Genomic DNA, 12,001 nt, shown 5'->3' on the forward strand with positions numbered 1-12,001 from the left:
GTTACTCGCTCCGCCCGGAGACGTCGCGGATCGACGCGGAGATGCCCACGTCGGGGATCTCGGTTTCTTGGACGGCCACGCTCGCGTCGAAGTCGTTGCCGAAGGTCTCGTTGAGCGTCCCGAGGGCCTCGCCGTCGGGACCGGACACGACGACTTCGAAGGTGCCGTGGTCGGCGCTTTCTCGCGCGGCTTGCGCTGCTTCTGGCTGGTCGTGGTACGGCCTACACATTTTGTATCTCTCTCCGCTTCAACCGGAGGGTAGAAACTCTCTGCGGGGCGTCCCCCTCTTCTGTGAGCTCTGATTCGCCCGGTCCCCACAGACAGGTCCCCGGCGCAGCCGAGACGCTCGGGCGGTGTTGAGAGAGCGTCGAGGAGGGGAGGAGGGGAGGGAGGTGGTGCGTTGCGGTTCGACCCTCCGGGCGTCGGGGGAGGGCAGACGAAAAAAACGAACAGCCGGGTGTCACCCGAGCAGCGAGACGAAGATCGCGGTGGTGACGAGCGCACTGGACAGGAAGCAGCCGGCGGCGATCGGGTAGCCGACGTGTTTCTCCATGGTCACTCCTCCGTGGCGTCGACGACGTCGACCCGGACGTTCTGCGGGAGTGCCTTCCGCGTGGTGTCCCAGTCGGGCCGGTCGATGACGACGTGGCCGTACGGGTGTGGGCTCTTGGCGGCCGGAACACGCTCGACGATTTCGACTTCGAGGTCCTCGTCGAACGCGGTGTAGACGGGTCGGAACGTCGACCGGGGCTCGTCTGTGCGCTCGCCGATCGGCTCGACGGTGGTGTCGGTTGGAGTGTCCACGGGGGTTGCGTACGCTTTGGTCGTCTCTTTCGGTGGTTTGGTCCATCCCATATCAGAATTCACTCTACCCCCATCGGTGGATAAAAACTCGCTCTGGAGCGAGTGTATTCAGGCCGGTGGGCGTCGATTCACTCGTCCTCCTCGCGGTAGTCGTCGATCGACAGATCGTAGGCGCGGTGGGCACGGTCGCCTGCGCTACCGAAGTGGCCACGAAGCTGCGCGAACGTGTGGAAGCCGTTCGCCGTACAGCCTTCGACGGGACAGCTGTCTGGAACAGCGACGTGGTCGGTCTCGTACTTCGAGCGGTTGCGCGCGGCGAGTTCGGACGGGCTCGGAACATCGCCAAGGCCGGGTACGCTGATCGTCTCCTCGGTGAAGTCGCTCATCGTCCGTGCTGGTTCTGGAGCGTTCGCTTGGCGTCTTGGACGGCCTCGTCGATGTCCTCATCGGAGAGGCTGTGCTGGAACGCTTCCTTCATGACGGTCCGGCGAATCGCTTCCTGGGCGGAGTCGGTTCCGAACTGCTCGTCGGCCACCTTCTGGGCGTCGACGCCCTCGAGTGCGATCGCGGTGAGCGGGACGATGACCTGCTTGATGCTCGTCCAGTCGGTGGTGTCGATTTCGGTGCCGACGAACTCGTCCTGCCAATAATCCTCGCGAATATCGGCTTCCGAGAGGTGTCGGTCGGACGTCGCCATGTTGAGGTCGGCGAGCTCGTCGGGGTCGCCGAACCACGTGGGAAAGCGTCCGGAGAGGGCTGCGGTCGCGACGTTGACGGCTTCGAGTTCGGACATCGATCCGGGCTCGGACGTCTCGCCGTTCACGATAGCGCGGTTCTCGATGGCGGCTCCGAGATACGAGAGCAGTCGGTCGACCTTGCACCGACAGCCACGGTGTTCGAAATCGACGAGCTGGTCGAAAATGTCGTAGTCGACGATCCCGACCAGTCGTTCGGGAGTGATCGCCTCGAAGTCGGTTCGATCAAGAGTGGGAGAGTGAGCATTCATGTTTCCTTCTACCTCAACCGAGGGATAGAAACTCTCTGCGCGTCGCTGATCGGTCTTGATGCAGTCGCCATTTCGGAGCGGGGACCGCGCCCGCCCGCTACCGCAGGCAGGCACGGTGGAACGTGTCCCCGAAGGGGACGCATCGCCCCGTCGCTGTCCGGATCGTGACCGAACGGAGGGAGCGGTCACCTCCGTTCGGGATTCAGCGCGCTCGCACCGCAGCAAAAAAAGACGACGATGGCCCGGTGTTACTCCTCGCGACCCGCGTCGAACTCCTCGTCGGAGATTCGGCCCATCAGCCAGTCGTTCGTCGCTTCGATCCGCTCGGATGAGATCTTGTGCTCGCCGGCTTTCGACCCGTCGGCGTCCATCTCCATCAACCACTGGTGGCTCTTTGCTTCCATGCTCCACGCGGGCGGTGACGGCGGCTCACCGGACATCTTGCGACGAGTGCCCGGCCCATCGCCGTGTTCGAGATGCCGGATTTCGGCTTCTGCGTCCACCGCAATCGATGTTTCCCACTCCCCGTTTCGCTGGTAGGCGTTGACCTTTCCGCGCTCGATACGCACTCGGTCGCCCTCTTTGAGCGTCGGCTTGCGACCGGACTTCTGCCAGATGACCACTTTTACCGTGTCGTCGTTGTCGTCCGAGAGCAGCCCGACCTGCCGCTGGCCCGTTCCACGCGGGGACCAGAGCACGTCAACCGTCGCTTCGATTGTCGTCTGGTACTGATGGAATGGATCGATGGACGCAATCGGCTGTTTCACGTCCGGGAACTGCTCGATGCTCTCTTTGAGCCCGATCGTCGCATTCGTGATATGCTGTCCCTCCGCGAGTCGCACGGCGAGACAGCGCGCTATCGACGCGCGTCCCATGTACGTCTCGTGTCCGAAATGCTCGGCCAACCGCTGGGCCGACTTGTTGACCGCCGCGACCTCCGACTGCTCGAGTTCGCCCCACGGGTCGGGCTTCGTCTCGACCTCGGGTGCCTCCTCGCTCGTCGTCCGCGCGTAGTGCGTGTCAGCCATGACCTCGACTCTGCACCGCTCGGCCCGATCGGCGATGACTTCGCCTTTCGCCGCCGCCTGTTCGCGAACGCGCTCGAACCGCTCTGCGAGGTGCGTCGAACGCTTGTCGGCCTCGGCTTCGCCCTTGATCCGCTCTTCGACCGCTAACGTGTACGATTCACGGTCCATCTCCGGGTCATCGAAGCCCCGAGGCGCACGCCGCGACTCACGCCGACTGACCTGCCCTTCGATGCCCATGTCAGTCGTCTTCAACCCGCCCGCCGCCTCGTTCGCGTCACCGAGCGCAACCGTCATCACGTCCGCGCCGACCGTGATCCCGCCCGTCCCGCCGAAGGACTGTCGACCAGTCTCTTCATTCGACCACACGCCCTGCATGTTCACGTCGTTGTCACTGATGCCGTACGAACCCGTCTCGCCGATGTCGATGTCACGCATTTGTATTCAACTCCAAACCCAACGAGGCCTCTGTGAGAGCCCCATCACCCCGACCGGGTGATATAAACTCTCTGGCGTATCAGCGAGCAGCCCGTGTGGAACAAAACCCACACAACCGCCGCCGACAGCCGGCACGACCCCTTCTGGGTTCACCCTCACTATGATTTTCAACACCCCTCAACAGTTGGAAGCAACCGGGCGGCGTCCGGCACTGCGAGGAGCTCAGGCACGGTCGATTCCGAGGGAAGGGTCCCGCTCGGAGAGCGGGAAGGGTCCGGAAGGAATCGGGTGTGCCTGCGCCCGCAGCTGTCGGAACAGCGGGGGTCGCGCTAGTGGTCGGCGCGACCCTCGCTGTGTTCTGGTCGGGCCGAGCGGTGTGGAGAGGCCCGGACAGAACCGTGAGGGATTGGCCGGTGAAGTGGCCGATACCGCTGGACGGGACCCGCGAGGACCTACCGGATCCGAGCGGGTGGGTCCGGCGGTATCGAGGACCACTTCACCGCCACAAGTTGGAAGCGTACAGGTGGGTGCCCCGTTGAATCGGTCGGAGACGGTGGAAGGGACCCGCCGAAGGCGGGTAGGGTCCGGCGTGATCCGGCCGATATCAACGAGGGCACGCGCCTGAACGAACCGACAAGTGGTCTCCCCAACCCGCCCGGTTGACCGCCGACAAGTGGGGGGTGTGGTTAGCACTTATCCGGTCCTTCCGGCACGGCGAGGAGTGCTGTCGCGGGCGATTTCAATCGGAAGGGACCCGCTCGAAGAGCGGGAAGGAGTCCGGCAGGAATCGTCCGCGACAGCGCCCGCAGCTTGCCGGAGCAGTGGTGGTCGCGCCTGTGTGATAGCGCGACCGCCACTGGGTTCTGTGGCGGGCCGAACGGTGGGGAGAGGCCCGGCGCAGAACCGCGAGCGGTTAAGTGCTAAGAAAATTGTGCTGTTTCCGCGGACTCCGGCGGCCGGTCCCCACCGCCGGAGCGGTTCCCGGTACGTGGCCTGGCAGCCGCCGCCGTCGAACCGCGTCACCCGTCAGATGCGCCCGATGAACAACGTGAACCTGGCGCGCACGGTCGATTTCGATGGAAGGGACCCGCCGAAGGCGGGTAGGGTCCGTCGAGATCGTGAGCCGTGCGCGGTGGGATGAACGCGGATGAATCGGGCGGATATGGTCGGGATTCCGCGCGAGCCGTCGGCTGCGAGCGGGCACTCTCCAGCGCGAGCGTGGTCGCTGAGCCGGTCGATTTCTGTGAGAAATCGTGATCCGGCTCAGGGCCGCTCGCGGTTCGGAGAGTGGCCAGCGAGTACGACCGACGGCGAGAACGGCCGCCGAGCCGGTCGAATTGCGGGAGAAGGGACCCGCGCGCGGTTTGCGCGGGTAGTTGTCTGCCGGATTCGGCCCGGCCCGGCTCGGCGAGCCGTTCCGACGACGCGGAATGCGAGCGCGCAGCGAGCAAGCGGTTCGGTGGGGGCGGCAAGCCAGGGCGCGTTCTCGGAACCGTTTCGACTCGGCGGCACTGCCAGTCGACGCGCCGTCATCCGGTGGACGGGACCCGCCCGGAGGGGCGGGTGGGTCCGCCGGATGTCGGTGGGTCGAGTAGGCAGGGCGGCGAGTGCGCGGCGCGCGCCACTGCACGCGCCAGCGCAGAAATCGAGGAAGCGAGGAAACCTGGTGATAGCATCACCCGATGTGAACAAAGGCCGCCGCAGACGGGTTACGAGCGGTGTCGCGACGCGGCTGAGGTCGGTGGAAGGGACCCGCGAGCGGCTTGCGCTCGCGGGTAGGGTCCGGCGGCGTCAGTCGGGTCGGGGCCGCGCAGTTCCCGGCTGTGGTGGTCGCAGTGAACATCGGCTCTCGGGGGGTGGGCACTGAGCCGTGCGCGTCCGGCGAAAGCTACGCGATTCGCCGGAGGCGTGCGGGTTCAGTAGCCCACCGCGCGTAGAGCAGCGTCCCGGAGATCAGCCGCCGTAAACGACGTGCGCCTGAATCACCCACGTGCGGCGCGGTGAGAGTGACCGACTATCTCCGATCGTCGTGTCGCTCTGGATCCAGCTGTCGCGTGCGAGGAACGCGCGTGCTGGTGGCTCGCGGTTGTGGGTGGGACTGAAAGGGGCTCGCCCTGTCGCGTTTACGTGGTCGCCTCGACCGGCCCCTATCCGGGCCGACCGGTGTGGAGAGGCGCGGATATGCCGTCGAGCGGCCGCGACAGGGCGAGGGGCTTTCGAGGTGGGCTCTTAGGACTCACCGTAGAAGTCGTCGGCGTCGACGCGGGTCTCGCTGCCTGGTCCGTGGACGATCACCACCTCCTCACCGAGACGGTAGACCTCGTCGGCAGGAGTGATGTCGTTCGGTCCGTCTGGCGGATGGTTGTACTCGGGGGTGTCGGTGTCGTTCATCTGATCCTCCACCTAACTCGGGAGACAAAAACGGCCGGTGGTCGCGGTCAGGCGCAGCCCGAGCGACTGGCTGAGAGCGAGGGAGGGGGAGGCCGACGCAACTACGTCCGTCGGTCTCCGGCCTCGGTGGGAGGGGCGTGAAAAGAAGAGTAGAGGAGGTCGGCTAGGCCATCGACCACAACGAGGTGGCGTTGGGACGGAGATCGAGGAAGGGGATCGTCTTCGGGACCGAGCCGAAGTTGATCTGCGTGAGGACCAGTCCGGTGGCGGCGTCTCGCATGTCGAGTTTCGACGCGAACGCGGCGGTGTGGGTGTAGATCGGCGTCCGCGGGGCGTGGGCGGGAACCTCGTGACGGTCGTGGTCCTCGGCGTCGATCGCGGCGACGACGGCGGGGACATCGTCGGGGCGGACCAAAATGCCGTAGAACACGCCGCCGTGGTCGGTGTGGACGGAGCGGACGTCGACGCCGCCGAAGGATCCCTCGGCATCGCCTGTGGTTTGGAGCTCTGCGGGGAGGTCCTCACGGGTGACGCGCGGCGATTCGAACGAGAACGCCTCGACGGAGTCGTCGACGACGGTCGCGTGCTGGGCAATTTCCTCGACGCCGATCCCGACTTCGGGGCCGTCGTCGCTGGCCTTGTGGCGCGAGGCTGCGAGATACCTCGCGTCGAGCTCGCTCTCTTCGGAGACGGTGTGTGTCTCGCCTTCGATTCGGACATTGTATGCGGTGGTGGACATCGATATGAAGTCTCTTGATTGTGACATTTTCTCGAATCCTCTGCCTCAAACGGGAATTAGAAACGCTCTGTGGGTGTGTTTTCCGGTAGAAGGAATCGTGCGATCCCGGTGAGTAGATCATGGACTGGCGTCGCAAGAACACTGGAAAAACGGTGTGGGGGGTCTCGTGAAGTGGTGGCACGAAAAACACTGGAAAAACGGTGTGGGGCAAGGGGGAAGAACACTTACAACCTGGTGTGGGGCCTACTCGTCGTCGGCGTACTCGTCGAGGACCTCGTCGGCGTGTTCGTATTCGTGGCGCGTCCGGGGGGAGTTGTACCGCCGGATGCACTCGAGCATCGGTGTCGAGATCGCGTGCCAGTCTTCCGCCGAAGCGTGGTCGGTGACGTACTCGACGAGGTCGTCTTTACTGAAGTCGCGCGAGGATGTCTTGATCGAGTCGACGGCGACGAGAACGTCGTTGTCCGGTGCGTTGAGGATGTGCCCGTAGCCGGCGGCGTGCGGATGCGGATACCCACGGAGGATCCGCATGTCGGCGTCGACTTCATCCTGGAACGCCCGGTGGTGTTTCGGGACGATCTTGAGGATCCGGCCCTGTTTCTCGTCGTGATACATTGCCCGCCCGAAGTCGTCGATGCCGACGAGCCACGTATTGTAGTGGGTGGTTTCGCCGGTCATGTGGTGGGTCTTCGTGCGTCGGAGGGAAGCATCCCACTTCTTTAGCGAGAACGGTGTGTAACAGCTTCGGCAAATACGGCCGACCTCGGGGAGGGAGATCGCGTCACGATCGGCAGAGTGGCCGCATTCGTGGGTGCTCTCGGTCGGCGTCTGCTCTTGGGTCTGGGGTCGTGAACTTTCAGTCATATCTCTCGGTCCAAGCGAGATGTGAAAACTGCTCCGCGGGGCGCGAACCTGCTGTGGGGGGCGGTGACCAGGAGTGCGGAGAGGCGCAGCCCGAGCGGGCGGTGTGGAGAGCGAGGGAGGGGGAGGCGCGAGCGATTGGCGGCGAGCGAGCGGCTCCGGCCTCGGCGGGAGGGGCGCACAAAAGAGAAAGAAGAGAAGAGAGGGGCAGACACACACAACAACGACGACGAAAGGGAGCTCGCCTCGCCTCAGTCGTCAGCCGGGTTGCCGGCGACCGCAGCGGCCTCGGCCGCGACCGGGCGACTGTCGTCCTGGGGCGTCTCCGGCTCGACCGGTTCCGCCGGCTGTTCGACGCCCAGCCCGACGTTCTCGAGGTCCTCGTCCGAGAGGCGCTCGCGCAGGTCCGCCTCCTGCTCGTCGGTCAGGTCCTCGACCTCGATGCCGCCCTCGCGGTTGCTCTCGAGGAGCGCGCGCGTCCAGTCGAGCACACCGCCGACGCCGCCGCTGGGTCGGACAGAGCGGATCTCGCCCGGTGCCTTCGACGCGAACTTGACCCAGTCGTTCTGGCCGCGAACGTCGCCAGCCGCATGGGTGTAGCTGTCCGTGCCGTCCTCGATGATGATGACGTGCTCGGCCGTCGCGAGACTGTCGAAGTAGTCCGAGAGGAGCCGCTCGGTGGCTTTCGCCTTCGACTTCGCCTTCGCCCGCCCGATACGCGCGCTGCCGCCGAACTCGCGCTCGCTCTCGTCGAGGCTGTTCTCGTTTTCGAGCAGCTCGAGAACCTCGTAGTTGATGAGGTTCCGGTCGTCACGGTCCGAGAGGTCGAACGCCTCGATCTCGTCAGCCGTCATGTCGTGGACCTGCGCGACTGCCGCCACGATGGGCTTGTCACCGTCCTGGGCGACGCCCTCCACGGAGTAGCCGCTGCCGCTCTCGGCAGGGTCGTCGAGGAACATCCGGAAGTCGAGCGAGTAGCTGTCGACATCGGGGCCGTCCGAACCGAACATCTCGCCGACCGCCTCAGCGATCTCGTAGCTTCCGCGGACGACGACCTCGTCCATGGACTGGCCGAGGTTGCCAGCGAGACCGTTCACAGCCGAACAGATCTCGTCCGCCATCGCATCCATGTCCGCGATGTATCGCGGGTTCCCGGCGATGCCGGTGGGGATGACGAGGACAGTGTTGTTGGAGTCGGTACTACCGGTCTGGGGAGTGCTGGTTGCGCTCATTGGATTCACCTAAATCGAGGGATGGGTCATCGGAACGAACGAGAGCATGTCTTCGTTCGTGCCTCCCCCTTCATCGCCCCTCACCCCACTCGGGGTATATAAACAACCCTGCGGTCGCTTCGAGGAGCTTGGGATGGACTCCGAGTTCCCACCCAGCACGCTTTCCGTGGTGGTCTGGTCGGAGTGTGTCTTCTCGAACATCCCTCTACCCTCATCGGGGATTATAAAATCTCCCGGCGTGGGCCTGCTGTGTGGGATACACGACGGAAGTCCCTGTCCAACTACCTCCGTGGGCTGGTCAGTGGTACTCCCGTATGCTACTGTTCGAGTCATCCCTCACTTCACTCGGGTCATATAAACCTCCCCAGCGGTGCTGTCCTTGGTGTCGCATCAGTCGGTCGCTTGCTCGCTCACGGATCGGTGGCTGTCCCCCGGCGCAGCCCGAGGAGCCACCGCACCGCAGGGAGGGGGAGGGGGCCAAGGCAGTAAGAGCGGAAAACCGGCGCGCGGGTTGCGCCGGGGAAACGTTCTTGACTGCCTGTGCGGAGGCCCCCTCCGGCCTCGGTGGGAGGACGGTCCGGTCGCGGAGATGGAGTGATGCTGAGTCTGGCCGAAGGCGCTCAGCGCCAGCTCGTCTGGCGCGACCCGGCGCGCGAGCAACGCGCGGATGGTCGTCGGTCGGCCGCAAGGGCGACCGTGGCCGGGACGGTCACGCCGGGGCGTCGACCCGCGACCCGTAGTGGTCCATCAGCCGCCGAACGTACTCGGCGGCAGCCCCGGTGGTCTCGAACGTGTCGCACGCGACACAGACGAGGAAGTCGTCCTGGTGGACGGTGACGTGGACGTCGCCGTCGCCGGGGGTGTAGATGGTGAGCGTCGTCGGCTCGTTGACGGCGTGCTCGAGACACGCCCAGACGGTCGCGGCGTTCGGGACGTGCGCTATCGCGCTGGCTGGGATGCCCCGCTTGCGGAGCTCCCAGTCGCGACCGGCGGTGTCGAAAGAGGCGGGGTCCATCTTATCGAGTCCGGAGTGGGGTCGCCGTTCCGATGGGTGCGCCCATGTTGGCCGCGCGGCGCTTCAGGTCCTCGATGCTGTCGTCGTCTGAGTTGGTGTGTTCGTTCATCATCGGCCTCTACCCAAATCGGGGGACAGAAACTCTCGCCGGGGGCGTCGATCTCCTTCCGCGCTCGCGTCTTGTCAATCGTTACAACGTCCGGGCGAACCAGTTGACAAGACCGGCTACAGGTCTGCCAGCGATTCGAACTCGGCGTCGACGTCGGTGTGCCACTCGATCGACGGCCGCCGGGAGCCGTCGTGTTTGTGCATCCGGACAACCGACCGGGACTGGTCGCCCGTCGCCGACGCGAGCTGTGCGCCGGCCCAGCGGATCATGGCTTCATCGGTCGGGGACGAAGCGAGTGAACGGAGGTGGCCCATGAGGTGTCGGGCGGTGTCCGCGGAGAGATCGTCGACGGCGAGCTCGACAGGCCACGCCGAGCCGTGGCCGGGTTGGTGGTTGCGACTGCGAAGGACGGTCGCGTCGAATTCGTTGAAGACCGAGGCCATCCGCGTCAGGGCCGCCGGGGAGTGCTCTTCGATGAACAGCGAGAGCGCCTGACAGAAGAACGTCGATGTTCGCTCGTCGATGCCGTCGAACCAGATGGTGATCGCGTTGTGCTCATCGAGGTCGGCGTCGTACACAGTCGGCGTCTCGACGAACGGGGTGTCGGTGGGGGATAACTGACTACTCATGATCTCTCTCACTCGCCATCGAGAGGTAGAAACTCCTCGCGGGGCGCTCGGTGGTTGGGTGGCTCCTGCGGAACCCACAGAGGGCGGACGCTGTTAGGAGTCGAACTCCTGAAGGATCGCTTTGCGAGTGGTCGCGTTGTCGAGGCGGAACACCTGGACATGGAGACCGGCTTCGCGGGCCTGGTCGATCATGTCCGCGGTCCCGTTGGAGTCGCCGTCCCAGAACGCGACGAGTGCGTCGGCGTACTCGGCCATCTCGCCGTTGCGGCGGGGGCCGGCCCGAGCGTCATACTTGTCGTACTGGCCTTCGCGGACGACGGCGTCCGGGTGGTCGATGTCGTTCCAGTCGGGGGTGAACTGGACGACGTCGACATCCGAGCGGTAGCTGGCCCACGTCTCGCCCCACTGGTCGGGCGAGGAGTCGTTGCCGCCGCTGACCAGTTCGTCGATCGCGCGGCGGTCGATGCCGGCGGCGTAGAACGCACGGGCGACGACGGCCCGCTGTTCGGTCTCGGTCAGCGACAGCTGCTCGGAGAGGTCGCGGGAGCCGGCAACGATCACTGCGGGGTGGGCCTGTGCTGATGACGCCGTCCGGTCGGACATGCTACTACTCACAGTTCACTCGGAGGGTAGAAACTCTTCGGGTGGTACGCGGCGACCACACCCCTCTATCGAAATGAAATCTGACCCCCCGTTATCGACTTGTAACTGGACCCCTCTATCGATGTGTTCGGTGGCGACCCCCGTGTTCGATGTGTAACCGGACCCCCTCGGAGCGACTGGGGGGTGACCCGGCGGGCGCTACACTTCGACGGCGTTCCAGTCTGCGTCGGTGTCGGCGTGCCACTCCATCGTGCTGCCGAGGTCGTCGGCGGTCTCGGCCACGCGGACGATCGACCGGGGCTGGTCGGCGGTTGCCTTCTCGAGGACGGAGCGGAACTCGGCGATGCCCATGAGCGAGCTGCCCATCTTCCGGCCGGCGGTGACCATCCGGTGGGCCAACTCGGAGTCGACGCCTTCGATCTCGACTTCGACGGGCCACCGACAGTCGGGGGGTGTCTCGTCCACCGGCTGGATGCCCACCGTCTTCTCCACCGGGCTTTCGGTGACATCGGTGAAGATCCCGAGGACCTGGAGGAACGGATCAGCGTCGTTGGTCTCAAGCGTTCGCGAGAGTTGCTCGGCGAAGGTGCTTGCCGTCCGGATGTCAACGCACTCGATGTAGATGGCGACCACGTTCTCGGAGTTGAGGCTGTGCGTTCCGTAGTCGGTGGTTGTCCGAACGTCGACGGTGTCTTCTTGCGGTGTACTCATTCAGTTCTCCTCTACCCCCGTCGGGAGCTACAAACCCCCGCCCCTACTCGTGACCTCCACGTCGGGACCGGACAAACAGTCTGCGGCCCTGGTGGATGAAAGGGCGAGGGTCACTCCTGTTCGCTGAGTCGACCCCTATCCCGGTCGCGGTTTGACCGGGATATGTTGCTCAGCGGGCAGGAGGGGACCGAGGGCTTTCTACGGCTCCTTCATCACCCCGCTACCGATACTCCGTACAGGTACCCATACCCTGCTTGCGCTGACGGCTCCCCCACGGGTGAGTGACTGATGGCACACCCCCTCACTGAGACGTTCCCCTATGGGGGCCGCGGCAGTACCACCGCTGTCTCGAGTAAGGGGCCGTCTGTTCAACTGCCTAGTGGGGCGTCTCCGTCGCGGTTGATCGCCGTCTGCTGATCGGGCTCCCCCCTATCCGGG

General features: G+C 65.1%; 13 protein-coding genes. All 13 read right to left on the reverse strand.

Annotated features, from left to right (window positions below; genetic code table 11):
• Position 1: 1 nt before the first annotated feature.
• The 13 genes from BN903_RS01725 to BN903_RS01785 all read right to left on the reverse strand — a co-directional run bounded on the left by BN903_RS01725 (position 2) and on the right by BN903_RS01785 (position 11,563).
• On the reverse strand, positions 2–229 hold the full coding sequence (locus tag BN903_RS01725; protein WP_048076059.1) for a hypothetical protein: 228 nt from the start codon (positions 227–229) through the stop codon (positions 2–4).
• A 326-nt stretch (positions 230–555) separates the two neighbouring features.
• Positions 556–855: a hypothetical protein gene (locus tag BN903_RS01730; protein WP_048076060.1), complete on the reverse strand. Its 300-nt coding sequence runs from the start codon at positions 853–855 to the stop codon at positions 556–558.
• 77 nt (positions 856–932) lie between these two features.
• Positions 933–1,190 carry a hypothetical protein gene (locus BN903_RS01735; protein WP_048076061.1) on the reverse strand — a complete coding sequence of 86 codons (258 nt, stop codon included), beginning with the start codon at positions 1,188–1,190 and terminating at the stop codon, positions 933–935.
• Positions 1,187–1,810, reverse strand: a complete 624-nt coding sequence (locus BN903_RS01740) for a hypothetical protein (RefSeq protein WP_048076062.1) — start codon at positions 1,808–1,810, stop codon at positions 1,187–1,189. Before BN903_RS01740 ends, BN903_RS01735 begins: the two co-directional genes overlap by 4 nt.
• Positions 1,811–2,058: 248 nt before the next feature.
• A complete protein-coding gene (locus tag BN903_RS15145; protein ID WP_052334890.1) occupies positions 2,059–3,273 on the reverse strand; it encodes a hypothetical protein in 1,215 nt (404 codons plus the stop codon).
• 2,229 nt (positions 3,274–5,502) lie between these two features.
• A complete protein-coding gene (locus BN903_RS16300; RefSeq protein ID WP_154017994.1) occupies positions 5,503–5,664 on the reverse strand; it encodes a hypothetical protein in 162 nt (53 codons plus the stop codon).
• Positions 5,665–5,827: 163 nt separating this feature from the next.
• The gene (locus BN903_RS01750) at positions 5,828–6,430 is read right to left on the reverse strand and encodes a hypothetical protein (RefSeq protein WP_195155676.1); all 603 of its coding nucleotides are present in this window, start codon (positions 6,428–6,430) and stop codon (positions 5,828–5,830) included.
• 216 nt (positions 6,431–6,646) lie between these two features.
• Complete coding sequence (locus BN903_RS01755) at positions 6,647–7,267, reverse strand: hypothetical protein (protein WP_154017995.1); 621 nt, start codon at positions 7,265–7,267, stop codon at positions 6,647–6,649.
• Between the two features lie 248 nt (positions 7,268–7,515).
• Positions 7,516–8,496, reverse strand: coding sequence for a hypothetical protein (locus BN903_RS01760; RefSeq protein ID WP_048076065.1), 981 nt, complete (start codon positions 8,494–8,496; stop codon positions 7,516–7,518).
• A 709-nt stretch (positions 8,497–9,205) separates the two neighbouring features.
• A complete protein-coding gene (locus BN903_RS01770; RefSeq protein WP_048076067.1) occupies positions 9,206–9,511 on the reverse strand; it encodes a hypothetical protein in 306 nt (101 codons plus the stop codon).
• Positions 9,512–9,736: 225 nt separating this feature from the next.
• Positions 9,737–10,249, reverse strand: a complete 513-nt coding sequence (locus tag BN903_RS01775; protein WP_048076068.1) for a hypothetical protein — start codon at positions 10,247–10,249, stop codon at positions 9,737–9,739.
• 93 nt (positions 10,250–10,342) lie between these two features.
• Positions 10,343–10,852, reverse strand: a complete 510-nt coding sequence (locus BN903_RS01780) for a hypothetical protein (RefSeq protein WP_048076069.1) — start codon at positions 10,850–10,852, stop codon at positions 10,343–10,345.
• Positions 10,853–11,050: 198 nt separating this feature from the next.
• Positions 11,051–11,563: a hypothetical protein gene (locus tag BN903_RS01785; RefSeq protein WP_048076070.1), complete on the reverse strand. Its 513-nt coding sequence runs from the start codon at positions 11,561–11,563 to the stop codon at positions 11,051–11,053.
• Between the last annotated feature and the right edge of the window lie 438 nt (positions 11,564–12,001).

The organism is Halorubrum sp. AJ67 (assembly GCF_000513435.1).